This is a genomic window from Paraflavitalea sp. (genome assembly GCF_059502485.1).
In genome coordinates this window covers 395,751-421,940 of record NZ_JCACET010000011.1, presented here as the reverse complement: position 1 = coordinate 421,940, position 26,190 = coordinate 395,751, and the positions used below count along the sequence as shown (strand labels likewise).

Sequence of the window (26,190 nt, the reverse complement as noted above, 5' to 3'; positions counted from 1 at the left end):
TAACTCAACCGCAAAAGCGCGGAGTGATAAAATTTATTAATATGAGAAAACTGCTTATTATCCTTTTGGCTTTGTATGCTTATACTGTCCAGGCTCAGGGGCCTGCCAACGATAAACCTGTTGATGAGGGGTATGTGCTGAAGGTGAATGACAAGGCGGCTGATTTCAAAGTTCAACTGCTCGACGGTACTTCTGTCTCCTTATCCAGCCTGAAGGGTAAAGTGGTACTCATCAACTTCTGGGCTACCTGGTGCGGCCCCTGCATGATGGAGTTTAATGAAATGCCCTCTAAAATTTTGACTCCTTTCAAGGATAAGAATTTTGTGTTTCTCGCGATCTCCCGTGGTGAAGAGAAGAATCTTGTTGACAAAAAGATGAAAGAACTTCGTGAAAAGGGTATCGACTTCAACCCTGGTCTCGATCCTGATAAAAGTGTCTGGAGTCTGTATGGTACGGCTTACATCCCTAAAAACTTCCTGCTGGATAAGGATGGTGTGATCCGGTATGTGTCTACAGGTTATGGTGAAAAGAAGGTAGGTGAGCTGGCCAGTGAGATCAAAAAGTTATTGGGACAATAAATTATAAGTCATGCGCGCCTTGTCACTACTGTAGTGCAAGGCGCGCATGTTTTATTTATAGAAGGGGCTACTTAATTAAAAGCCAAGTCCTACTGCAAATGCTTTTACTGCAGTGGGGAAGTTTACTGGTTGAGTGGCTGCTCCTGTTGTTGTGTTGATGGAATATATTTTAGTCATACCTCCTGAAGTTCCCAGCAGCCATGCTTTGTTGCTGGTACCTCCTATATCGAATCCATTGGCGCTGGTGATATCTACTCCGAGGGAGCCAATTTCTACCAGTGTACCGTTATTGGGTGGATTTTGTTCGTACAATTTATCGGTGTTGTGATCGATCACAAACAGTTTGGTTGTTGTAGCTCCTGCAAAGTTATTGGTGTAGGCAGCTGCACTTACCTGTGGTGTGCCGGGGTTGATCGTGCCGTCTGTTGCAACTACAATACCGTCCACCGGATGAAGCCGAAGGTTCTGACCCGTGTTGCTCACTACTCTGATGCGATCGACTGTTGGATTGAAGTCAAAGCCGAAATCAGTACCGCTGAGCGCTGGTGTCAAAGGCAATGTTCCTACCTGTACAGCTGCGCCTGTTCCAAGGTTGAGGATGTAAAGCCGGCTGCTGCTGCCCAGTGCATATAGCTGGCTGGTAGCTGGCCGGAAATCGATGCCTATTATCGTTTCTCCTCCCTGCAGTCCTGCAATTGTTTTTGAAACGGGTGTGGGATTGAGGGGATTGAAGATGTGGAGGTTGTTACTGGCATCGACTGCATAGGCTATTGGATCGGTAGGAATGGCCAGATCGATGATCGTTTGTGGCAAAGTGCCAATGTTGGTTGCTTTGCCGGTGGTTACATCAACGGTGTATATTTTGTTGGCTGATCCTGTACGCACGGCGAGGATTGCTGCGCTGTTGTCGGAGCTGATATCAAATGCGGCTTGTCCATCAAGGGTAATGCCCAGGCTGCCAACTTCCACCAATGTACCATTGTTGGGTGGATCTTGTTTGTACAGTTTGCCGGTAGTTTTGTCGATGTCGAACAGGGTAGTGCTGGTTGCTCCTGCTTTGCTGTTGGTATATGCGATGCCGGTGATGGCGGGCATGCTGCCTCCGTTGATGTTTATATCGGTGGCGGCTGTAACACCAGTCTCGGGATGCAGGCGCAGGTTTTGTCCTGTGTTGCTCACCAGCCGTATTCTGTCTACTGTTGGATTGAAGTCGATGGATGCAATGGTGCCGGCAACGGCGGGCGTAAATGCTGTACTGCTTACTACCCGGCTTGCAGCGGTCATGACGTTGACCACATATAACTTACTTGCATTGGATAATGCGTATAGTTCTCCTGTTGCGGGACGAAAATCAATGCTGAGTAGTTTTTCTCCGGCGGCTATACCGGTGATAGCAGTTTTGCTGCTGAACATGGACGGGCTTTTGGCATTGAATGCCACCAGTTCATTGGATTCGGTGAGGCCGTATACCATGATGTCAGGTCCGGTGACCATATCATTGTTCTTGTCTTTTTTGCATGCGTTGAGTGATACCCAGCAGGCGAGTGCCAGGCAATAGGTTGTTATTCTGGTCATCAGTGAATGTGTTTTCTTAGATACGTAATTGGCCTTTCAAAAAGTTTTGTGACTGTCTCTTTCACGGAATAAAACCCTGGCGCATGTCACTTTCTTATGTGGTTCTTAACCTGATGTAAGTGCAAGGGTGTTTTTATGACAAAAGGGCTCCGTGAATGGAGCCCTTTGTTGTAGTGGGTAAGGATCGCGCTATGTCTATCGGTTGGGTCAGGGGAGAAGTATATCAAAATAGCCGGGCCATGGGGTGTCCATTACAAACTGTACGTTGGTGCCATCGGTTTTACTGCGCATCAAACCGGGTTTTGCTCCGGCTGTCATCCAATAGAGGTAACCGTTTTTGGCATCGATCTCGATATCATACATTACGCCTGTCAGGTCTGCTGGGGGAATAGGCAGTTTTGTAAGGGCTCCGGTGCCATCCAGGTTACCTACCCATATCATTGGTTCAGCAATTCCCTGGTCTATGATGTATATTTTGCCATTGATCTTGTCTATTGCAATGTTCTTGGCGAAAATAATACCATCACCATCGTCAAAGAGAACGGTAGGGGCCTGGGCTGCCGGTCCACCTGCTTTTCCACTCATCACTCGCTGGTTGTTGAGTTCTGTCCACCACATGTCTCCGTCTGCATCAACCTTGAGCCCGGTAGGATAAGGACCGTTGGGTAGTTCGTATATTTCTCTTGTTTGGCTACCTCCGGCATTACGGCGCATTATGTAATGTGACGACGGATTGGTGCCGCCCATCATTACGAAATAGATGTTGCCGCCCGGGCCTACATCCAAGTCGGACATTTCATAGGTGTTGACATTACCCGTACCTGGATACAGATCGGTGATCGTTTGTGATCCATTGAGTTCTCCTCTTTTTACCGATACCTCAATCTGGATCGGGAAAACAAAAATGTTTAAGAAGGAAGTGGTCCAATAGATACGGCTGTCGGAACTGGCGCTGCCGTTGTAGGTGCTAACCGCTGTTGGCGTATGAAAGGATGTTTGAAAGAAGCTATTGGTGGTGGGTACACCATCTTTGTCAAACGTTGTTTTGCTTATTTCTCCACCGTTGGTCCAATATACTGCTGCCAGTAATGGTGGTGGTTCCTGTATTTCAAAGCTGCCTATTGTTACGCTTGCATTGCCTTGTTTTATCTCAAGTGGAACAGTGCCTGGGGTCAGCGTGGGCGCCTTCACGGTGATCGTGGTATTGTTGATGCTTAGTATCTCCGCTTCGGTGGCGCCAAACAGGACTTTCAATACTCCTGTTCGGGTGGAAAAGTTGTAGCCAGTGATGGTGACAACTGTTTCGGGTAATCCCTTTTCCGGTGTAGCGCTTTTTACAATGGGTACGGGCACAACGGACTCATCGATGGTATAGTCGAAGGAGTAGGTACTGTCCAATTGTTGTGCGTAATTGTATTTTTCATGGGACGGGTCGCTGCGATCGAACCAGAAGTTCAGTTTACCGCTGACTGCTCCGGCAGGTATATAGAGTAGTACGGTGTCTTTCGATACATCTACTACTGTTACCTGTTTGTCGTTGAGGGTAACTTTTATTTCGCTTTCCTGGTAGGGGAAGTTTTTTACGTAGGCAGTGATGTACACATCCGATGGGCCTTTGCCCGGGGAAATGCTGTCGATGCTTACTTTGCCGAAATCTCTAACATCCAGCCGGCCTTCTTTTTTACAGGCAAACAGCAGGATAGTGATGCTTATAAGGAGGAATACATTTTTCATTTGCTTGCTTTTTTAGTTTTACCCTGCAGGTTGAATTGGAAGCCGAGTGTATAGTATACGCCGGGCTTATAATTGCGGTAATAATAATCGCCTTGTATAAAGGGGGCCTTTGTTGGTGGCGTTGTTGGCGAATTGTACAGCAGGGTATGTATCAGGGAAGGGGTTTCGTCGTAACGTTTGTTAAAGTTTCCATCTGCATACCATTTGATGGGTGCATTCAGCAGGTTTTGTGCTGCTACGCGGATGCTTACCCAAGGGGTTAATTTTTGGAGTATCGACAGGTCGAGTACGCTGCGGCTTTTTTCAAATATCCAAGGTTCCTGTTCTACGTTGTCGCCGGTATTGATGAGCAGACGATCGGCGATGCCGTTGTATTGGAGTGAAATGCGGGTGCCTGCTTGTTTGTTGTCGTAGAACAATCCTGCATTTACAATCCAGGGAGCTGCGCCGATGAAGGGGCGGGTAGTGCCGCCGGGGTAGTAGTTTACATGGCCGCTACCATTTTCTGGCCGGGTGTTGTTGGTTTCGGTGATGTTGTAGCAGGCGTTAAGAATGATGCCGAGGTGCTCGAATATGGGACCATTGATGAAGTTGAGTTGCTTGCGCACTTCGATCTCGGCGCCTTTTATTTTAGCGAAGACCAGGTTGGAAGGAGCGTAACCCGGGTTGCCGGTGTTGAGGTGGTTGTTGATCTCTTCTATTGGTTCTGTCAAGTCCTTATAATATATGCCGGCAGAGATTGTTTCTCCTTCGCGGGGATAGTATTCCCAACGCAGATCATAGTTGTCGATGTGGGCATCATGCAGGGTTGGTTTTCCGATGTAGGTGAAGCCTTCTGCCGGGTTATAGGTAACGAAGGGCGACAGCTCACGCAGGTCGGGGCGATTGAGTGTTTTCCCATAGGCCAGGCGCAACTGGTGTTGCGGGGTGATGTGCCAGGTAGCGGATACAGAGGGCAGGATGAATCGCTGAATGGGCTCGGCTGCTCTGGCCAATACAATTGGCTGTCCGGTAGGCCCGATCCCTGTTTCTTCTACAATTTCTTTTCCGGTAGTAGTGTATACGTGGCGTTCTGAATATTCTAATCTTACGCCTCCGTATATGTCAATCTGCATGGCTGGTTTTTTGCCAAAGGGCCAACGGAATGCTAATGGAATATTGGCGGCGAGGTAACCTGCTATGTTTTTAAAGGTGGCTTCGTATCCATAGGTCTGGCCTCCTATGCCCGCATCCTGTATCTGCAGGTGCATGGGTTTGTTGCTTTGCTGCGCGCGGGCCAGCAGGCTATCGCCTACGTGTGTCCATGGCGTTTTGCCCCAGTTCATGACGGGATAATCTTTTAATGCCAGGCTACTCAAACTATAGATCTTGTTCTTGTCTTCATAGTAAAAGCCTGCTTTTATAGCTGCCTCCTCCCATTTTTTGAAGGGCCGGAATACATAATCGAGGTTGGCTTGTTTTCTTTTTTCTTTTCCTTCGGCATCGGTAATGCGGCCGATAGTAGTGTTTCTGACAGTGACTCCCAACAGCCGCCATTGGGTACTATCGGTAATGTTTACGGTACCTTTATTATCTGTGCTGCCGCCACCACCATTGAAGTGGTTGTTGGTGGAAATGTCGTCTACTTCATATACATTGGAAACCTGGTTGGGGTCGTTGATGTTGGCTTCTGAATATACAGCACCCCATTCGATGGTATGGCGCCCGTTGCCGAGTTTGTGATCTCCTCCTATGCGTCCCAGCGCAATGTCCTGGTTGTTGTAGGCTGATTCTATACGACGTGGAAAGAAAGAGCCTCTGTCGCTGGCCACGAACTCTGTGATGGTATTGATCTGCAATACTTCTTTGGTATTGCGGTTGAACATACCCATGAGGGTGATCTCGTTGTTCTTATTGATGTAAAGGGACAACTGTTCCATTAGTGACAGGCGCACGTTGTGCTGGAAAGTGGAATCATAGCCCAGCCGGTAATTGTCGTCGTAATCAGGCGTAAGGGGTGAGCCATCTGTGGGGAATTCTTTTTCCTCGTACCTGTTGAGCCGGTAACCCATGGGGCTTCTGAAATAGCTGCGCTGATTTTCATAGCGGCCAACGGTTACGCTGTTGAGGCGCATTTTGCCCAGGTCGGCATAGTTGTAGTAGCTCATATCCAACAAGAGGTCGGCCGGATGGTATACTTCTCCAATGTTCCAGGTTTTGGCGGCTCTGCCTAGCATGGCTTTGGTCAGTACTTCATTGGTTTTTGTATAATTGTTGGGTACGGTTTCCACCTGTGGTACTACTACCTGTCCGTACTGATCTCGCGGCATGTTGGCCGGTATCCTGCGGGTTCCATCGTCTACGCCGAACCAATCGTATTTGCCCTGGTAAGCGGTGGCATGGTTGTCGAAGAATTTGTTGTCGGTGCGGTATTGCCCATTGATGCTTAGTTCGAACCTGCGCACCGGCAGGGCTTTTTTCGTGTATACTTTCACTACACCGCCAGCAAAATCAGCGGGTAGTTCGGGTGCTGCTGTTTTGTATACGAGGATGCGGTCGATGGTATTGGATGGGAGCAGGTCGAAGTTGAAGGCTCTTTTGTTGGGATCGGTTGAGGGCAGGTAGGTATTGTTGAGGTAAACCGGGTTGTAGCGGGGTGTCATACCGCGTATGGTGATGAAGCCGTCCTGCAGGCTTACGCCGGCTACGCGACGTACTACTTCGGTGGCGGAGCGGTCAACGCTGATGGTGATCTGCTCGGCTGATATACCTGATACAACGCCTGTAGACTTCCTGATCTCGTTGAGTAGTTTGGTGTTGCTGGTGGTTACCACGCGATCGGCCGTGATCACTACTTCTCCCAATTGTCCTTTTTCTCTTTTGAGTTTGATGTCGAGTGTTACGGTCTGTCCATCGTTTCCGACCTGGGCTGTTATTTTCTGTGTACCATATCCCACCGCGCTTATGCTCACGTCGTATTTGCCGGGCGGCAACAACAGCGTGAACAGGCCGTTTGAGTCGCTGGTGATGCCTTTGTCGCCTGCACGAATGCTGGCGCTGGCTATTGGCTGTCCGTTTTCTTCATCAAGTATTCTGCCTGTTATTTTGCCCGACGTTTTTGCGGGTGTTGTGGTATTTGTTTTGAGGCTAATGACAATGCTGCCATTGATGGACTGGAAGCCGTAGCCTGTTTCTTTCAAGAGGGTAGTGAGTATGTTCGACAGGCTTTCATTGGTGAATTGCCTGGCGTTGCTGGTGAACCGCTTTAGCTGGGTTTCGTCGAAGGCGAAGATGGTCTGTGAGGCATCCTGTAACTGCCTCAGGGTCTGGGCAAGGTTTTGTTGCTCCAGGCGGATGGTTAATTTTTTGTCTGTCTGTGCTGACACTGGCCGTGGCATGGCCAACAGGCAGGCTGCCAGCAAGACACACCATAAACAGTCCGATAAGTTTCGGTCAACTCTTTTTTTTCGCATACTTTTGTTTTACTGAAATAATTAGCAATAATTGTTTTAAGGGTGCAGCCTGGCCGCTGCACCCTTTTTTATTAACGGATGGCGACTACGTTTCCATTGATGGTATAGCTTACTCCGTGCATGGCGCAGAGTATCTGCATGATGTTCTGTATACTGCTTTGGGGCCTGAACATGGTAGAGAAATGTGCTTTGGTTAATTTGTGTTGAGGATCCTGCAGTATAATGTCATATCTGTTGTGCAGCAATACTTGTAGTTCTGCAAAGGATTGATTGTTTAATATTAACCAGCCCTGGTAAAATTGCTCTGCCATCTGTGATTCTTCCTGTTGTACATTGAACTGGCTGGTAGTGGTATCGAATGCAAGGCGGTGGCCTGCGGTAAGTACTGCCAGTACTTTTGTATTGTGGGAAACCTGTACGCGGCCTTCTTTTACTACTACTTCCTGCTCGCGGATGCCGTTGATAGCGCGCACGGCAAATGAGGTGCCTAATACTTTTACGTCCAGCTTACCTGTGTGTATAATGAAGGGACGGCTACTGTCTTTTGCAACTTCATAATAAACCTCACCGTTGTGCATCGTCACTTCCCTGGCCGCATCATCAAATGCTGTTTTGAAGGTGATGAATGAACCGGGCCGCACCAGCAGGGTGCTACCATCGGGCATAGATAACTTTTTGGTAATGCCGGCGGTGGTAGTGAGGTAAGTGTATGATTTGTTATCATTGCCGGCAGGACGGGAGAGCCATATGGCTGCGGCAGCTATAATCACCAATACAGCAGCGGCTGCGCTTGCGTAGCGCCACCACAGGCGGCGAACCGGCGCCGGAGCGGTGACGGGTCCATTGGCTGATAATATGATCTTCTGCCGGATCGATTGTTTGATGTTGTCCGCTTCTCCAGGTGTCAGTGTGATATCCTGCTCCTGATCGTAGTATTCATACCAACCATCTACAAGTTGTTGTTCTTCGCGGGTAGCGTTGTTGTCCCTGTAGCGCCGGAAAATATTTTGTATAAGGCTCATTTGTGAATCTTGTACTTATACTTTCCGGGAAATGGTCGTTTGGTACCGATGGTTCAGGTTAAGGAATTGTAAACAAAATGAAGTGGCTTGTCTGGAGCGTTGTTACCGGAACTTGTTGAGGACTATCAACGCAATGATACACAGGGTTTCAGGCGCATGGCCAGTATAATATTGTTCTACTATTTTGCGCAGTCTTTTGCCTGATAAGGATGCCAGGTTTTTTACGGTTTGTTCTGAAAGTCCCAGTATTGCTGCAACTTCTTTGACCGAGTGGTCTTCCACGCGCAGCAAATGGTAAGCGCGTTGCATGTTTTCGGGCATGCTGCTTATTTCCTGTTGCAGCAGGGTGTTGAGCTCGCCGGTTATCAACTGGCTGTACTGGTCGTCGGTCTGCATCAGCAGCAGTTTTTCCAATACTTCTCCCTGGAAGCGTTCGGGTTTTATTTCTGCATAGAAGCTGATGATGCGGTATTTCAAGGCGGTGAACAGGTAACCTCCAAGGGAGCTGTTGCCGTGTGTTTTCAATGTAGCACGTCGTTGCCAAACGGAGGTGAGTACTTCCTGCACCATGTCTTCTGCCTCGGGGCGGCTGTGGAGTCTTTTGAAGGCAGCTTTGTAGAGTGGCTCCCAGTAGGTATTGAATAATTCATCGAAAGCCGTAGCATCATTTGCCTGTAGCCGTTCAATTAGCACAATATCTGGGGATGGAGTGGGCTGCATACTTCAGGGCGCAAAGAAAAGGACTTTATATTAAGTAATCATTATGGTTATTTTATCAGTGTTACAGTTCCTTTTTTTGTGACCAGCGGCTGTCCGTCGAGCTGGTACTGGCAATACCATACGTAGGAGCCTGCATTGATCAGGCCTTTGACCTTTCCATCCCAACCTGCTGAACGATTGGTGGTGGTGAATATCTGCTGGCCGTAGCGATTAAAGACTGCGAACTTGTATTGTTTCATAGCGCCGTATACCACTGGTTTGAATATTTCATTTTTATAGTTGTTGTTGGGAGAAAAGGCGTTGGGCACATAGATGCCTTTGGGTGGGCAGGTTTCGATACGTACGTAGATAGAATCGCCTGTTGCGCAATTGTTAGCATCGTTGGCGTGGAGCCAATACAAGCCTGGTTGGTTGATGGTGATAGAGGGGGTGTTGGTTTGTGTGCTCCATTCCAAATCGGACAAGGGCTTATTAGGCGCCAGGATGAGCTGATCATAGGTGCAGATGGTGGTATCTGCTGGCAGGAAATTGCGTATAGGTCTAAAGTGTGCAACTTCTACTGTGTCTCTGAATGTGTTGTTGCATGCATCCAGTACGGTGAGGTGATATTTGCCTGTGTTGTGTATCAGTATATCTGTTTGAGTGCTGTTGTCCTGCCAGGTGTATGAAATGTAATGTTGCGGCGCTTTGAGGATGGTGTCGTTTCCGGGACAGATGGAGAAGTTGGGGCCCAGGTTGAGCGGCACCGAGTTGGATACTTCCATCTTTATTTTGTTGCTGGTGTCTGCACCTGGTAGTGTGCATGCTTTATTGGAGCTAAGGATGCATATTATTTCGTCGTTGTCTTTCAACGTGCGGCTGACGTAGGTGTTAGTATTGGCGCCCACATTGGTGCCATTTAGTTTCCATTGGTAAATGGGGTTTGCAATCTGGTTGGTGTTGCCGGCTGAAAAGGTCACTTCATCGGCCGGGCAAATAGTTGCATCAGTGGCTGTGATAGTGACTGATGGATTTTGCTGGTTGTATATTTCAAAGGTTTCGACATAGGAGGGGCAACAGGGATAGTCGATGGTAATTGTATAAACGCCTGGGGCAGTGGCGACGTACCTGGGATCGATGCTGTTGGAGAATCGCTGTACGCGGTGGTTGGAATAGTCTGCCACGTAGAGGTGATTGTTGCCAACAATAAATACGCCAATGGGATTGTACAACTGGTTGGCTGCAGCACCTTGTCCATTGCCTCCGGCTACTATTGTGCCTGCTGTACCTGGATTGGAACCAGGTGGATATTTCAGTACCTGGTTGTTTACATAATCACATACGAATACATTACCATCACAATCTACCGATACATCCAACGGGTTATAGCCATTGGCTATGGTAGTGCCTAAGGTAGCGCCAGGCGTCCATTTTTGCACTCTTAAATTATCGGTATCGCAAATGTATAAATTGCCTGCTGCATCAACGAATATACCAGTGGGTGAAAATAATGAGGATGAGCCATTGCCGACGCTGGAATTGCCGGCCACTATAACACCGGTTGTCGAACCGGGTGCATATTTCTTTACTACATGCCCAAGCTGATCTGACACGTACATGGTTCCGTTCTTATCTACGAATACATCTGTAGGGTATTGAAGATCGTTTGCTACCGTGGTGCCTGTGGAAGCTCCGGGCGCCCACTTTTGTACACGTTTATTGTTCTGATCGGTTACGTATATGTTGCCTTGCTGATCTACAAAAACGCTGGATGGCCTGCTAAACTGGTTGGCCGCTGCACCGGCTCCATTTCCTCCAGCTACTGTGATGCCGCTGGTAGCGCCCGGCAGCCATTTTTGTACGCGGTTGTTGCTGAGGTCGGGAATGTACATAATGCCTGCGCCATCTACATATAAACGGTCAGGCCCGTTAAATTGGTTGGCGCCACCTCCTGAGCCAAATCCTCCGGCTACAGTTGTGGCATTACTGCTCAATGTTACGGTTTGGGAGGCCACTACATTGCCGTTCAATCTCCAAACTACCGACTCGGGTAATACATTTGAGTTTAATAGTATTTCGCTTCCTACGCAGCGGTTGCCCGAAATAGTTGTTTTGGGTGTTATGCTGCATTGTGACCTGGATGAAACAGAAAGGCATAGTAATATGCAAGTGAGAAATGCAGGGGCTTTGAGCAGCATGGTTACAGGTATGTTTAGGGTATTGCAATGTAAGCATCTGTGCTGCTAATTTGTTGTGTCAATCCATTATATTTTGTGAAAATTGTCGGGTATGGAAGCGGGTTAAATGCGTACGCCACAGAACGAATGGAGGTTGGGTAGTTGTAGTGATTTATAATTTAAAACGTAACTTGCCGGCCAATTGAATACTATGTCGATCAGAACTGCCACATTGCGTGATGCTGAACCTATCTGTAATCTGCTTGATGAGCTTGGCGGTTATGATAATTCCCGCGAGTATCTTCCCGGCCGCATTGGGCATATCATGAATCATCCTGATCACTACCTACTGGTATATGAGGTAAGTGGTGGTTTGGCGGGTGTGGCTTCATTCCATATCATTCCTGAACTTGGCTTGCCTTCGGATACTGCCATCCTGCGCTACCTGGTGGTGAGTACCCGGAGCAGGGGACAGGGTATTGGTAAGCTGCTGGAGGAGCGGTGCGTCGAGATCGCCAAACGACGTGGTTGTGGCCGTATTCAACTGCATTGTGCCGACCGGCGTGACCGGGCGCATGAGTTTTACAAGGGGCAGGGGTATACGGAATCACCCAAGTGGTTTATTAAGGAGTTACTTTAACTATGCTACCGGCTTCTGCTCCTTTGGGCAATTCTACTTCTATTGTACGTTCATTTACTTTCAATTGCAGGTTACTTAATTTTTGTGTTGGGTCTGTAACTGCTATCGCTAATACAATAGCTCCCTTAGCTTTGATCATTATGATGCATGGCTGATTAGTGGCAAGGGTTAGTTTGTCATTTATTTTAATGCTGCCTGCTTTGTAAAAGACGATGCCTGTTCTTTCGAGGGCTGTGTGCTGTACTGCCTGCAGGTCGGCGGTGTTGGCTATTATTTTTACAGGAAGCTGTTTGTTATAGATCGCTGTGGAGGCTGCGCTCATATTGGGCACTACGATCCAGGCATAGCCTGCGTTTTGGGGTTGTACACCATGATCGAGCCAAAGGGTAAATACATTTCTCTTCACCGGTTCATCGGTGGCCCATGCCTGATGGTTGATCTGCCGCCAACTGCCGACTGCTTCTGTATTGTTGAGCTGAACGTTGGTTGCCTTTGGGAAGATATAGGCCACGCTATCATGGAGTACCCATGATATGTTTTGCAAACTATGTTTGCCAGTTTGCAGTGTCGTGTTTTTGTTTTGGCTGCTTACTACAACTTGTCCATTGAGTAAGCACTGGTTTAAAGTGCTAGCCACCGACATAGCAGTGTCGGCGGTAATGGCTGTACCAAGGCATACGATCTCTTTGTCGAAGAAGAACCATGACTTGTGGGCCTTTAATGGATCGTGTACGCTGGCAAAATCAAAAGCTGCCACGCCGTATGTACCATCGCTTACACCTCCTGAAAAATCTGTCAATCCTTTTTTCGCCAACTGCCGCCAGTGGGGTATCTCCGGCTTTTGCATGATGGTGGCGCCGGGTATTTTGCGCCAATCCCATACGGGAAAGATGTTGTTGAACTCATGTGCTGTGCGGCTAATAAACAAGGAGCCATCGCCATAGAAATGATTCCTGATGCCTTCTTCGTTGTGAGGCTCTTCCATGTTGTTGGCCCGGGCCGAGTGCATGCGTACGGAAGCAAAGTAGTTGGGGCGCTGGTGGGTGTAGTAGTGGGAATACCAGAAATAGCGGTCGCGGGTGAAATTTGGTTTTGTTTTACCGTTGCGTACATCGAGGACTTCCTGTAACTCTTTTGCGCGCCAGGTTGTTGCGGTCAGCAGGTTTTGTGGCAGGCTGTTGTCTTCCTGCTCCAATGCGTTCCTGCGGCTGATGTCGCGGTTCATGGCGCCGGGATCCGGCGAGGTGCGATATACTAATGACTGGCAGATGCCGTCGAGAAAGTAGTTGACTACGAGTTGTAGCAACTGATCGGAGTATGAGAATTTTGTGCCGGCTGTCTTGGCTGCCCAGTAGGCAAAAGAACTGGCGTAGTTGCTGCCATAGGTGAGTGTAGAGATCACATTGTCTGTGCGGTGGTGAAAGCTCATATCTGGTTTCAGCCCACGCCCTGTGCTGATCTTGATATCTGCCTGCATGGCTTTGAGGGCTTTGCTTAGTGTATCATCGTTCATAAGGAAGAGTCCCTGCTTGGCAAACATACCGGCAATGGGCATGAGGTCGCCTCCGGGGCGGGCGCCAAAGGTTTCCATATTGGCGCGATGGGCTATGAGCCATCCTTCGTGGCGTTGGTTTTCGGTGAGGCTGCTGTCCATCACCAGCAAGGTATTGATCATGAGATTGGGCGTACCCATTTCATTCCACCACCAGTTGTCGCAGCGAAAATCATTGGCCAGCCAGAAGTCCAGCGCTGCCGAGAAGGTCTTTTTCACGTCTTCGTTTTGGTAATAAGGTGTACCTGTTTTCTTATAAGCACGTGCCAGTGTCAGCATGTTTTCGAGGTGGTCTTTGTGCTGGAAGCCCGTGCGTGAAACGTCTTTGTAATCGATGCCCGGCCAGGTGCCGTCGGTACGGATGGTTTTTACCAAATTGCCGATGGCTGTTTGGTTGATGCCTGGCGCCATGAGGTCGCTTACTACGCGTTGTTTAATGATACGCAGGGTTGGATCCTGGGCGAGGGTGGTAACAGAGGCCAAGAGTAGGAATGAAATGATAAATATAGAGATGCGTTTGTTGGTCATACTTTTTGTTTTATGCTATAAGCTTTGCAGTGCGTACGGATCAGTCTGGCCGCTTTGAGCGGCCTGACTATATATAGTGAGGCTACGATGGTGATTCCTGTTATTTTGGTGCGATGACAAAATTGATCTTATCGTTTGTCTTTGGTTTATTGACAGTGAATTTTATCCGATAGATGTTGTCGCCCCAGCGGTCTTTCACGCCTTTGTCTTCCATCTCGGTCATGGATACTTTTTCGATGGTTGCGCCCATCTGGCCGGGGTTGTATTTGATCACAAAATCTTTTTCTTCGCCGTCTTTGGGTTTGTAATGTATCACTAATTCTCCAGGCTTTACTAATGTGGCTGGATAGCAGGTCATGAGGTTTTGGGTGATGCTGTCGGCGCGTGTAAGGGAGATGGCATCTTTCACTTCTACGTTCTTGCCACGGTTGAGTCGTATGGTGCGCTGCCAGGTGTTGATACCAGCATTGGCGGGATATGATTTGCTGATGTCGAGCGACGGTTCGGCGAACGCTTTATCCTGTTTATAAGATACGTTGGAGGCTTTGAACTGTGCGCCGGGCGATTGGTTGACGCCGTTGATGGTGGGTACATTGTGGTAATCGGAGCAGTTGTACCATATGTCATAGCGTCTGCTGCTGAATGTTTTGCGGGTGTAGGTGCCGCTGCCTACATCGATTAATAAGGGCTGGCCGTTGTAATAGACAACATAGTTGCCAATATCATTGTGGTTGTGGCTTTCGTCGTTGTGTCCTCCTTTGGCGGCAACAAACAGTCCGTCTGTGCTTCCTTCTTTGTCTCTGGCGATCATCACTTGTATGTCGGGGAGCCATACGTTGGCAGGCAAGGGCAGTGCTTGTGGCGCTTTGCGGTACTCTTCCTGCATAAAGAGTGCAAACAGGTGCCGGAAATAATGAAAGCCACTGACTGCGGTGGTTTCCGGTTTGCGGTAGTACGCACCGAACTGCATCATGTTGTTGTCCTGTATGTCTTTGCCAAAGCGATAGATCATATCGGCGGCCATGCCAGGCGTAGGTGAGGCATCGGCAAAGTTCACAAAGTATTTGGGACTGATCTGTGCGCGGTAGATGAAGCGGGCCATGTTCCTGATCTTCTCATCCTGGTATACGTATTGGAAGGCGTTGTTGGAAGCGAGGTTGAGCATGGCGATATTGTCGTACAAGGATGCAGCGGCAGCGCCCCAATAACCGGGGCCTTCATCGCATCCACCGTCTTGTGGATACGGGTTGGTGAACTCATCCAATGTCCATAATATTTTGGCCACCGCGTTGGCTCGTTTCGTGTCATCTTTTTCCAACAGCAGCACGGTATTGAGCCAGTTGGAACATATCCACGGATTCCAGTTGTTGGGTGGACGGCCATTGGCGTTCTTCGTCATCCAGCCATGGGGCTTGGTCATGAGTGGTTCGAAGATGCGGTAGTTGGTTTCATAGTAGATGCGTTTTCTGATCTGCGGTGAAACGGCATCGAGTTTATCGCCGAGGAAATAATCTACCCAGGCAAGGAAGGTGCCTGTCTCTGCGCTGAAAAGATCAACGAATGGCGCTGATACATCCATAAGCCCGGAGTATTCTTTGCGTTGTGGCAAGTGGGCCGGTACACCCCACCAGGATTCTTCACAGATATTCCATACACCGTTGATGATGGGATCGATGAAGCGGCCTTTATTCTCATATACTTCTGCCAGCAAGAGGAGGCCTAATACATTTCGTTTTTCAAAGCTGACGTTTTGGTATTCGTTGCGGTCGCCCGTGCGCTCGATCAACAATGATTTGGTGGCGGGTATGGATGGCCAGTTGTAGCTGATGTATCCTTCTGCTTTTTTAAGGATGGCTTCCATCATGTCTTTATCGGCTTTTGCCCAGCCGGCGCGGTCGCTGGTACGGGGAAAAGGTGTCCATTGTGCCTGCGGTATCAATACTTTTGTGAGTTGTGCTGCGGGATATTTTCCGCTCAACAGGTTTTGCTGTGCGGCGAGGTGCAGGCATGGCAGCATGATCAGCAGTAGCAGGATATTTTTTCTCATAGCGTTTATTTTAGAGGTACAGGTTTGGCGGTGGCCGTTTGCATGTTGTAGGGCAACATGAATACCTGTCCTTGTTTATCGGCAAAAAATAATACGGAACGTGATAGTTTATCAGCATCTCCATCGGCCCACAAGGCATAGAAGTCAGGATGAGCGTTTAATGGCCGGCGTGCATAGGAGTGGTTGCGGGGACTTTGCTGCGTGAGCTGGCGTGTTTTATTCCAGGTGGCACCTCCGTCTTTGCTTTCCCATAGGGCCATTTCTCCACCGGTGCCCCATTGTTGCGGACCGGTTTCTGTGGGGCCGATGATCTGCCAGTGATCTCCTTCAATGTACAATGACCCCATGTCATAGTTGTGGGTGGAGCTACATACTTTCACGAAATCCCATTGATCATTCTTCCGGCGCATGATGACCCAATCGCGCGGATTGCCATCTGGCCCGGGTGCATATCCTTTGCTCACAACTGCCAGCACTACCGGATTGCCTGCTGCATCAAAGTTGAGGTCGTTTACGTATACCAGTTTTCCTTCTGCTTCATAATCTTTTATGAGTGCGGGATTGTGTTTATCGGTCAATGGTGTGGTGATGGGCTGGTTGTCGATCGTTGTCCACGTTTTGCCCATATCGGTTGTTTGTACAAGATAGCAATTGGTACGCTTGTCTACATTGCCGCCGGGATGGTAGTTGAATATACTCACCAGCTTATTCTTCCACACGTTGCTTACCTGGTAATGACCGCCCATGCCGGCGAGTTTTTGTTCGGGCTGCCATTGTTTACCATCGGGGCTTTTGCTCCAGTATAGTTCGCGGCCTTTGGTGTACTTCGTAAAGAGGTGTATAAATCCTTTGCCTGGCATGTACCAGGGTTGTGGATAGGTGATCTCGGCTTCCTGGACCTTTTCAAAGCTGGTGATGTCGTAAGGGGCTTTGCTTTTGAAGATGATGCCCAGGCGGGTGGTGTTGCGTCCGCTGACGAATACCCACAGGTAGCCTTTTTCATCTATGGAGAGAGAGGCATTGTCATGCGGATCGTCCACGCCTTGCTTGTCGTATACAATAACTGGTTGTGGAACTGTCTTGTTCTTGTGGTCGTAGTAAGACAGCATGATGAGCAGGTGGCGTTCATTTTCAGCGGTGGTGCCGCCGTATACAAAGAAGGTTTTGTTGACGGCCTTTGCATAGATGGCGATGGGCACATGGCTGGAGGTGTAGGTGCCCAACCCGCCGGAATATTTATCGCCGTATTGGGTAAACTGGCCGAGGGTGAACCAGATGCCTTTGTAGCCGTTGGCACGGGGGAGCTGTGAGAAGGTACTAAAAGGCACAAGTACGCCAACGCACAGGGCTATGGCCGCATACTTGCGCCAGGATTCGAAAGCTGCTTTCACTTTATTGCTAAAAGCAATGGAATAGGGCTTCGAGGCTACAAGCCTCGCAGAGCTGCGCGTGATCAATCTTTTTTCCATTTATCAAGGGGTGTTACGGATACAGTTTCTCCGGCAGCTTTGGCTGGTTTAAGTGCTACACGGATGGTGGTTTTGGTATTGGCCGGCAGGGTTACTTCGAAACCGGTAAGTGTGGTGCCGGGGTTGGGTGCATCATAGTCATGGGGCGGATCGGTGGACCATGTTTTCATGGTTACGTTTGCCGGTGCTGCTACTTCCAGTATCAGTTTCTTTCCGTCTTTGGTCAGCTCTGCGCGGTTGTTGCCGGTGATTGTTACGCTGGCGGGCGTGAGGAGTGTCCAGCGCAGGGTAGTGGGCTGATCCAGTGTTTCCACTTCATCCTGTACCAGTACGTAAGCTTTGTTGACGATGGCAATGCCACGGTTGGCTTTTGTGAGCGCGCCTTTATATACCGCTGTCATGTCGGTTGTAGCTTGCTGGAAAGCAGGGGCTGTAGAAATGCTGGTGATCGGTGCGTAGCCGTCGACGCGCTGGTGCTGGTTGTTGATGGCAAGGGTATTGTGGACCAGGTTGGTGAGGCGGAATACTGTCCAGCGCTCTGCGTCCTGTGTCCTCCCAAATAATTTGATGCCTTTGGATTCGAGTGATTCATAATCCTGCATGCCAAAGTCCATGGCCCAGCGTACGCCGTCGGCTTCCATTACAAAGGAGCCTATATCCATGTGTGCATGGTTTACTGATACGGAGCCTCCTTTCATACCTACGAAGATAGCGTTGGGATCGGTCCAGGAGGTACGCATCAATGCTACGGGGTTCTTGCCTTTGCCTACCCACATGGTGGATGTAGGGGCTTGTATTTTGTCGATGCTGGTGCCTGCGCCCCATAGCATAATCGCTGGCAGCAATCGGTTGCCGACCTGTGTTTTAGGATCGGTGGTGAGCAGACGGCTTCTTTCTACCCAAAGCAGGGAGGGGTTTTTCTGTTTATTGGCAAACCAGAACATGGCTGGCTGCAAGCCTCCGCTGCCTCCTGCATCGGAATAGTTGAAGGGTTTGCCTGAAGGGCCGGTCATGTTTTCCAGATAACCGGCCGTCTTCAGGAAGCCAGGTTTTTCATTGAGGCCAAAGTCCTTTCCGAATAATTTTTCTATGGCGCTGTTGAACATAACATTGAAGCTTGTCCCATATCCCCAATAGCCGTACCCTTCGGGATAGGCTCCATCGGGTGCATAATCGGCCATGGGCAGTACGATGGTTTCGATAGCGCGGTTTATGAGTTGTTTGGCCAGTGCCGGCTCATCTTCATAAATGGCCATTGCTCCGTACGCCATGCCGGCGTTGCACACCTGGTTCCAGTTGTGTTCTGCTTTGAGCCAGCTGTTGTTTTTGGCATCGAGTGAAGGTTCGAGGCCTTTCTTCAGTATAGCTGCTTTGATGGTAGTGCGGGAGGTTGGCGACAGTTGATCATATAGCCAATCGTACCCAATGGCCATGGCCATCGTCATTTCGGCCACATCGAGGAAGTGGGAGGGATTCCAATCGCTAAAGGCGGCAATGGCCAGCATTTCTTTTTCTGCCCGCTGGTAGTATTGTGGTTGTTGTGAAAGCCGGTAAGCATAGGAGAGGAAGAAGATGCGGCGGATGGCTTCGCGTGATTTGTCCAGCAGGCGACGGCCAATTTGTATGCGTTCCAGTACGGGCTTTTGCAGCAGATCATCCGACTCGGTCAGGATAGCCTGGTGCATGCCGCTCCATATCTTATCGGCTTTGATGGTGTTTTGTATGTTCTGCTCTTCGCCTTTGTGCAGTAGTATGCGTGGGTGTGCCGGTAGCTTGTTGAAGGCGCCAACATGATCAGTTTGTGCAGTGGCTGTAAGTGTAGTTAACAGGAGCAGTGCCGGCAAGCCGGACAGCAGGCGTTTTAGTGACATAGCAATCGGTTTCGCGTTATAATCAAGGAAATTAGACATTCTCTGTCACACCAATCCTGTGGTGCAGGACTTTATTTTTACGAAAACGTTTCAGTAAATAAATTGATTGTTCCTGAAAACGATTCCAGCTTTTTTCATCAAGTTTGGATGGCCTAATATTTCAGACCAAAACGATTGCCTATGTCAACGAGCCCTCCTTGTGTGGACCATGTTCCACTGGTTCCTCCGTCAACTCAACGTCTCCAACTACCTTATCCATTATAAGCATACTGGAAACGATTTCAGCCTTTTTGCAACTAATGATGCTGCATCGTGTCCTTGTGTGTAGAGCCCGCCATTATGAAGAAAAAACTCAACAAAAAAAACTCCATTCAGGACCTTGCAGCTGCTTTACAGTTGTCGCCCGCCACTATTTCCCGTGTATTGAATAATCATCCGCATGTACATGAAGCCACCCGCACCAAGGTGATGACCATGGTTGAGCAGGTGGGGTACAAGCGTAATGTGATGGCATCGGGGTTGCGGACCAATAAGACGAATACGATCGGCTTGATCGTGCCACGTATTTCGATGTTCCTGCATACGGAGGTAATCACTACTATTCAGAACGGGTTGCATACGCATGGTTATAACCTGATCATCTGCCAGTCGAATGATTCGCTTGAAATAGAGAAGGACCTTGCGCAAACGATGTATGCTTCGCGTGTGGATGCGGTGATTGTGGCTTGTACCTTGTTTACTTCCGACTTCAGCCACTTCGATGTGCTGACGCAAAATAATATTCCTGTTCTTTTTTATGATCGTGTTCCGGTAAAACCGTACCCCGCGTGTGTGATCAAGGGGGATGATTTCCGTGGGGCTTACCTGGCTACCTCGCACCTGATCGAACTGGGTAGTAAACGGATCGCTTATATCTCCGGCCCGATCGGTTGTAATATTTATATTGATCGATATGCCGGTTTTGAGCGTGCTATGCGGCAGCATGATATGCCGATCCAGAAGGACCTGGTGTTTTATCATGAGCTTACGGTGGACAACGCTCGCAAAAGTCTGCACCGCTTGTTTGCCCGCAAGCCTTATCCTGATGCTATCCTGGCCGCCAACGATCTTACTGCGCTGACGGCGCTGGCTTTTGCCAAAGAGATCGGTATCGCTGTGCCGCAGGAATTACGTATCGTAGGTTATTCCAATGATCCGCGCTCTTCTATCGTGACGCCTTCTATCACTACTGTAGAACAGTTTCCGGGGCGTATCGGTCAGGTCATTGTTGCCGAATTGCTGAGGGTCTTAAAGAACGATATGCAGTCTGTGGCGATCGATGCCCCACCGATCATAACGCCGGTGGAATTGATCCGGAGGATGTCTACGTGAGGGTTGACTGGTTAACAGGTTGAAAAGTTGATAGGGTAATACAATAATCAAAATACTTGTTATTAATATGAAAAGGATTGTTCTGTTTTTTATTGGCGCTGTTTTTTGTCAGGGAATGTTTGCGCAGCCTTCTAAGAAAGCGATGCAGCAATTGATCGATGAGAATATGCAGTTTGCTGCGCAGCAGTATAAGGTGTTGGCGCAGAAGACGCCGGCTACTGTGATGCCGCGCACTTTTCAGGGTGATACGCTGGTGACCAGCAATACCAAGTGGTGGTGCAGCGGGTTTTATCCCGGCACGCTTTGGCTTATTTATGCCGGTACGAAAGATGCCGCTATTAAAGCTGAGGCCGAAAAAAGGCTGGGTATTCTGGAAAAAGAAAAGACATATACTGGCAATCATGATCTTGGATTTATGATGTATTGCAGTTTTGGAACTGCTTATGATATTACGAAAAACCCTGCTTACAAGGATGTGATCTTTACTGCAGCTCATTCGCTGTCTACCCGGTACCGTCCCTCCATCAAAGCGATCCAGTCCTGGGATTCGAGTAAGAATTTCAACTGTCCGGTAATCATCGACAACATGATGAACCTGGAGCTGCTGGAGTGGGTGACGCAACAAGGCGGTGATAAGAAGTATCACGAGATCGCTGTGACGCATTCCAATACCACTTTGAAGAACCATTACCGTCCCGATTACAGTTCCTGGCATGTGCTGGACTATAATCTTTCATCTGGCGGTGTTTCGAGGAAGAAAACGCACCAGGGGTATGCCGATGAATCGGCCTGGGCGCGTGGTCAGGTGTGGGGCTTGTATGGCTATACGGTGATGTACCGGTTTACCAAAGATCCTGCTTACCTGGACCTGGCTCATAAGATCGCCAGTTTCCTGCTGAAGCATCCCAACCTGCCAGCCGACAAGATCCCTTACTGGGATTTCAACGCGCCTGACATTCCCAATGCCAAACGTGATGCTTCTGCGGGATCGATCATGGCTTCTGCGTTGCTGGAACTGGCGCAATATTCCAAGGGTAAAGTGAAGGATGAATATGTGGCTACTGCCGGACAGATATTGGAGTCGCTGGCATCTCCTGCTTATCGTGCTCCGCTGGGTTCCAATGGTGGTTTCCTGTTGCTGCACAATGTAGGCTCACTACCACATAATTCGGAAGTGGATGTGCCGCTGACGTATGCAGATTATTACTTTATTGAAGCGTTGGGCAGGTATAAGAAGTGGTATTTATAAAAAATTATTTTGCTGTAGATGTCCTCTGAATGAGTGATGAGCGGAAGATGATGCTCTCATTCGTTAAGGGGGCATTCTTTTTTTCAAGGGTGTTCAGCAGTCTGGTAGCTGCTTCTTTGCCGATGTCGAAAGCGGGTTGGGTTATAGTGCTGAGTGATGGGTTTAAAAAGGCGGCTATGGGCAGGTTGGAAAAGCTGATCACTTTTACATCGTTGGGAATGTGGAGGTCAAGCTGTCGGCACACATCATAGCTGGCCATTGCGTAGCGCTCTACGGCGGCAAAAACGCCGTCTGGCTTTTCTTTCAGGAACATTTCTTTAATCAACTCCCTGTCTTTTTCATCGTCGTTCATGCATTCCACGATCAGGGATTCGCTGGCTGGCAGATGAAAATCGGCCACTGCCTGTTGATAGCCTTTCATGCGCTTATTGCCAATGGACAAACTGCCGGAGATCGACAGGTGGGCAATCTTCTTACAGCCTTGCTCCACCAGGTGGCGGGTAGCCAGGTAGCTGCTTTCGTAATCGTCAGTCGTTACTTTGGCGGTTTCAAACTCATCGCATACGCGGTCAAAGAACACGATGGGCAATCCTTTGTCCTGCAGGTGGTGTAAGTGTGCGTAATCGGAGGTGGTGCTGGAAACGGAGATCAGCAATCCATCCACCCGGCCATTGTTCAATTCTTTGGCCAGTGATATTTCTTTTTTATAATCTTCATGGGTAATGTAGATGAGTACATGGTATCCTTTTTCCTGGGCAACGGTTTCTATGCCATTAATGGCAAGGGTGAAATAGTTGTTGGCTATTTCCGGTATGATCACTGCAATGGTCTTGCTTTTGTGTTTCCGGAGACTGCTGGCATGCGGGTTGGGCTGGTAATTCAGTTCATTGGCCAGTGCAACTACCTTTTCTTTCGTCTCTTTGCTGATATCATAACTATCGCGCAGTGCTTTCGACACGGTAGCAATGGACAAATTCAATAATTGCGCAAGTTTCTTAATGTTAACAGTCTCCATAAATGACGGGTCGTATATTAGACCTGTAATCTAAGTATCTTTTTTCATATATAATTTGGGTGTAATGATAAGTGTGGAAAATACATACATTAAAAAAGACGTCCGCAGTTTTTAATGCTGCGGACGATGTGTATAGTAGGTTATACTGTTATTATCCCAGTTTCTCCAGTCGCAGATCGAGGCGTTTATCTTTTTTGAAATACTCCAGGATCATTACCGATCCTGCTTTAGCTGGAAACACCCGCATGCTGCTGGCTTTTGATTTCAATTCTATTTTGTCGGTAGTAAACTTGCTGCCGTTGTAGCGAATGGAATTGAAGGTTTGTCCTTTGTAATCGGAGCTTCTTACCCAATCGCCGTAGCAAACCGTGAAGGTGCTGTTGTCGGGCTCGCCGGTTGTAAATTCGTAATCAAATGCGCCCACCATTTTCAGCATAATGGCGATGGCATGCTGGCTGTTGTAATCGCTGATGGCGGATAGGGTAGCGTCGTTCTGGTTTTTGTCATATATAGTGGCGTTCGTCACCTTATACTTGTTGTTGAATTCCATCATGACCATGTCGGTGATCACGATCTTGGTTACACCTGCTGAACCAGTGCTTCGGCCACCACTCAATACTGCAAGGCCAATACCTACGGCACTTGCTTTCCGCTTGTATCCTTCGCCCACTACAAACAATTTGCCATCGGGTGTTTTCATCAGCTTATGAATATACAGGAAGCCCACATCGTCTATCTTGCCTTTGGCGTTGGTGGGCAGGTATTTGGCAAAGTCGCCGCCCCAGCTATTATAGGTTTTAGTCAATATTTTTCCTTTGCTGTCGATCTCATACAAGCCAAGGCCGAGGCTGGCATCTTTGGCAATATTGGCATTGAGATCAAAGTAGCTGCCCATAACGAGCATTTTGCCACTCTCTTTCAACGACACTACGCTGGAAGGAACGAATTTGTAATCGGTGCCTTCTGCATCTATCTCAAATTCCTTCTTTTTAGTTACATAGTTTAACCCGATCAGGCTGGCGGCCATTTTACCGCTCAATGCCCGCCTTCTTTTTACTACTTCCAATATAATGAGGCTGTCAGTACTTCCGAGGAATTCAGCTTGTGCAAATTTTTCTTCATCATCGGTGGGCACATACGTCCATTGCTTTTTAGATTCTGACGAAAAGAAATCTACTTCATATGTACGTTGTTTACCATCGCGTAATGGCAGAACAGAGGCGTAGCCTCTTTCTCCAAGATCAAACACATTCTGGTTGGTACCTTCGTCAGTGTGCATGGTCTCGTATTGTTTCATCAGGTCGTCAGTTCTCTTATCATATTCACGTGTGTAGGTATATTTCAGCTTGCCATCGAGGCTGTATATTTTCATATCCAGCGTTTTATTATCGGCGTTCTTAAACAGGAAGGCCAGTGTAGAACCATTATAGGCTGCTTCGAGCAGGTTGAGCTGTCTGCTGTCCTGGAATTTGATGTCTTTTACTTTATTCAGGTTCTGGTCCAGTATCTGCAAGGTGTATTCGTTGGTCTGCCTGTCGATCTTATCGCTCTGGTACAGGAAGAAGTAACCTTTGATCTGGTTGTTTTCCATGATGGCACCACTGTTTCTTAAGTAGGCTGAATAAACTTTGTCAATACTCAGTTTGTTTTGGGCATTGATCGTTTGTGTGCCTAAACACAGGAAGGCAGCAGCGACGATGAATTTTTTAATCATTTTTCTTGTTTTGGGGTGGAGAGTTCAGTTTTGTTTTTATTGTTGGGCTATCTGTATGCTGTTGCTATAGGCTGTTTTAAAAGGTTCATATTGGTTCAGCTGTGCCTGGTACCGGTTGAGGAAGTGGTAACTGATGGAGGCCAGGTTTTCCAGGTAAAGGTTTTGTATGAATTGCAGCACCAGGTTGTAACTGGAGGCATACCCTGGAGCAGGCATATCGATGTATTTGCCTAAAGTGTGGGACTTTTGCGCTGCAAACATACTATTGAACAGTATACCTGTATGCGCTACCAGGTAGGGGTCTGCAGGCTTTTGCTGTAACAAGGCCAATGTGTAATACAGGCTCCTTGTATAATTGTTGTTGCTATAAGCGTAAGCTATGACCTCGTACCTGAAATCATTTTTCAGTGTTTCGAATTTTGCCTTGTCGATGATGTCTGATGGACGCGGCGCCTGGTTGTAACTATTGATAATGGGCTGTAGCTGTTTGATCCTTTGTTGACAGTCGGGGTGTGTTTTCAGCGAATCTTCCAGCTTTTCGTCGTCATCTTTCAGCAGGGCATGACCTCCCAATAATCCTTCTTCTTTTTTGATCCACTTTTTCTGAAAAGGGTATTTAGGCGCATTGAAGGTAGCTTCGAGGGCCGTTGCAGTATTGAACTTATCCGTATCGATGGTGTCGAGTAGAGCAAGCGTAGTAAGTGCACCTGTGATATCGAATCTTGTATTGCGTATTAACGAGACGGCCACTGAATCAGCTTCGCCTTCATGATCCCTGCTATGGCGGCGGGAGGTAAAAGTGAGGCCTTTTACCAGTTTGTCCAGTTGCTCCCGCTTCCTGAATTCCGATCCTTTTATCTTCCGTAATTCAGCTTGTACTTCATCGGAATTGATGGTGGTAACGTACCGGTTGATGGCATTGTCGCCATGCTTTAAAAGGAAATGAGCAATTTCGTGGGCTATTACAAAGACTGCCTGGCTTTCATTGTCGAGCCGGTGAAACAGGCCCATATTGAATAATATGATACCTTCTCCAATATAGCTGGCGTTGGGAACGCCGGAACGGGAGAAGTAACAATGAAACGTCTGTTGTTTTAGCGTGGGATTGGCCTGTATGAGTTCGTTGACGAGTGCGTCAAGATATTGTTGAGCAGCGGTGGATGTGTAGATCTCTTTGTCGTCGAACCTGGACTTGATATTTTTCCAGCGCTCCTGGTACATTTCTTTGAAGTCATCTTTATATTTTGCAGGGAGGGCTGTAATGTGTGCCTTGTGCTGGTCTTCGTATTGGGTAAAGAGCTTTTTAAGTAAGGCAGCGTCCTCCGGTGCAGGGGCAAATGCTTGTGCAATGCCGGTACTGACGAATGAAAGAATGAATACAACAATGAGTATGGCTGTCCGTACCGGACATAGCAGGGGTGTGGGCCGTAAGCAGGGCTTCATATTAGGAGTTAGTTGCTAACGGTTGCAAGTAACAGCAAATATTCAAATTAAACA

At 48.3% G+C, this 26,190-nt stretch carries 17 protein-coding genes; 4 read left to right on the top strand and 13 right to left on the bottom strand.

What is annotated here, in order from left to right; translation table 11 throughout:
* Positions 1-41 precede the first annotated feature (41 nt).
* On the top strand, positions 42-578 hold the full coding sequence (locus AC5JBY_RS29490; RefSeq protein WP_495908286.1) for a peroxiredoxin family protein: 537 nt from the start codon (positions 42-44) through the stop codon (positions 576-578).
* A 75-nt stretch (positions 579-653) separates the two neighbouring features.
* Here the strand turns inward: AC5JBY_RS29490 and AC5JBY_RS29485 are convergent, their stop codons facing one another.
* The 6 genes from AC5JBY_RS29485 to AC5JBY_RS29460 form a co-directional block, all read right to left on the bottom strand.
* On the bottom strand, positions 654-2,153 hold the full coding sequence (locus AC5JBY_RS29485) for a DUF4394 domain-containing protein (RefSeq protein ID WP_495908285.1): 1,500 nt from the start codon (positions 2,151-2,153) through the stop codon (positions 654-656).
* 207 nt (positions 2,154-2,360) lie between these two features.
* Positions 2,361-3,887: an IPT/TIG domain-containing protein gene (locus AC5JBY_RS29480; RefSeq protein ID WP_495908284.1), complete on the bottom strand. Its 1,527-nt coding sequence runs from the start codon at positions 3,885-3,887 to the stop codon at positions 2,361-2,363.
* Complete coding sequence (locus AC5JBY_RS29475) at positions 3,884-7,339, bottom strand: TonB-dependent receptor (RefSeq protein WP_495908283.1); 3,456 nt, start codon at positions 7,337-7,339, stop codon at positions 3,884-3,886. Before AC5JBY_RS29475 ends, AC5JBY_RS29480 begins: the two co-directional genes overlap by 4 nt.
* 71 nt (positions 7,340-7,410) lie before the next feature.
* Positions 7,411-8,361 (bottom strand): FecR family protein, encoded by a 951-nt coding sequence (locus AC5JBY_RS29470; protein WP_495908282.1) that lies wholly within the window; start codon positions 8,359-8,361, stop codon positions 7,411-7,413.
* A 102-nt stretch (positions 8,362-8,463) separates the two neighbouring features.
* Positions 8,464-9,054: an RNA polymerase sigma factor gene (locus tag AC5JBY_RS29465; RefSeq protein WP_495908281.1), complete on the bottom strand. Its 591-nt coding sequence runs from the start codon at positions 9,052-9,054 to the stop codon at positions 8,464-8,466.
* A gap of 74 nt (positions 9,055-9,128) precedes the next feature.
* Positions 9,129-11,258: a T9SS type B sorting domain-containing protein gene (locus AC5JBY_RS29460; RefSeq protein ID WP_495908280.1), complete on the bottom strand. Its 2,130-nt coding sequence runs from the start codon at positions 11,256-11,258 to the stop codon at positions 9,129-9,131.
* Positions 11,259-11,448: 190 nt separating this feature from the next.
* Here AC5JBY_RS29460 and AC5JBY_RS29455 point away from each other — a divergent pair, with 190 nt between their 5' ends.
* Positions 11,449-11,877: a GNAT family N-acetyltransferase gene (locus tag AC5JBY_RS29455; protein ID WP_495908279.1), complete on the top strand. Its 429-nt coding sequence runs from the start codon at positions 11,449-11,451 to the stop codon at positions 11,875-11,877.
* Here the strand turns inward: AC5JBY_RS29455 and AC5JBY_RS29450 are convergent.
* From AC5JBY_RS29450 to AC5JBY_RS29435, 4 genes are all read right to left on the bottom strand, one after another.
* Positions 11,861-13,957, bottom strand: coding sequence for a polysaccharide lyase family 8 super-sandwich domain-containing protein (locus AC5JBY_RS29450; RefSeq protein ID WP_495908278.1), 2,097 nt, complete (start codon positions 13,955-13,957; stop codon positions 11,861-11,863). The genes AC5JBY_RS29455 and AC5JBY_RS29450 overlap by 17 nt on opposite strands.
* 100 nt (positions 13,958-14,057) lie before the next feature.
* Positions 14,058-16,004 (bottom strand): heparinase II/III domain-containing protein, encoded by a 1,947-nt coding sequence (locus AC5JBY_RS29445; protein ID WP_495908277.1) that lies wholly within the window; start codon positions 16,002-16,004, stop codon positions 14,058-14,060.
* A gap of 5 nt (positions 16,005-16,009) precedes the next feature.
* The gene (locus tag AC5JBY_RS29440; protein ID WP_495908276.1) at positions 16,010-17,473 is read right to left on the bottom strand and encodes a BNR-4 repeat-containing protein; all 1,464 of its coding nucleotides are present in this window, start codon (positions 17,471-17,473) and stop codon (positions 16,010-16,012) included.
* Entirely contained in the window at positions 17,458-19,344 is a 1,887-nt protein-coding gene (locus AC5JBY_RS29435; RefSeq protein ID WP_495908275.1) for a heparinase II/III domain-containing protein, read from the bottom strand. The genes AC5JBY_RS29440 and AC5JBY_RS29435 overlap by 16 nt, the downstream gene beginning before the upstream one ends.
* A 339-nt stretch (positions 19,345-19,683) precedes the next feature.
* Between AC5JBY_RS29435 and AC5JBY_RS29430 the strand changes: the two genes are divergently transcribed.
* Both AC5JBY_RS29430 and AC5JBY_RS29425 read left to right on the top strand, forming a co-directional pair.
* Complete coding sequence (locus AC5JBY_RS29430) at positions 19,684-20,715, top strand: LacI family DNA-binding transcriptional regulator (protein WP_495908274.1); 1,032 nt, start codon at positions 19,684-19,686, stop codon at positions 20,713-20,715.
* Positions 20,716-20,782: 67 nt separating this feature from the next.
* The gene (locus AC5JBY_RS29425) at positions 20,783-21,964 is read left to right on the top strand and encodes a glucuronyl hydrolase (protein WP_495908273.1); all 1,182 of its coding nucleotides are present in this window, start codon (positions 20,783-20,785) and stop codon (positions 21,962-21,964) included.
* A 4-nt stretch (positions 21,965-21,968) separates the two neighbouring features.
* Here AC5JBY_RS29425 and AC5JBY_RS29420 read toward each other — a convergent pair whose 3' ends face one another.
* The 3 genes from AC5JBY_RS29420 to AC5JBY_RS29410 form a co-directional block, all read right to left on the bottom strand.
* Positions 21,969-22,979, bottom strand: a complete 1,011-nt coding sequence (locus tag AC5JBY_RS29420; protein WP_495908272.1) for a LacI family DNA-binding transcriptional regulator — start codon at positions 22,977-22,979, stop codon at positions 21,969-21,971.
* Between the two features lie 151 nt (positions 22,980-23,130).
* Positions 23,131-24,693 carry a DUF6770 family protein gene (locus AC5JBY_RS29415; RefSeq protein WP_495908271.1) on the bottom strand — a complete coding sequence of 521 codons (1,563 nt, stop codon included), beginning with the start codon at positions 24,691-24,693 and terminating at the stop codon, positions 23,131-23,133.
* 36 nt (positions 24,694-24,729) lie between these two features.
* Positions 24,730-26,136 (bottom strand): M48 family metalloprotease, encoded by a 1,407-nt coding sequence (locus tag AC5JBY_RS29410; protein ID WP_495908270.1) that lies wholly within the window; start codon positions 26,134-26,136, stop codon positions 24,730-24,732.
* Between the last annotated feature and the right edge of the window lie 54 nt (positions 26,137-26,190).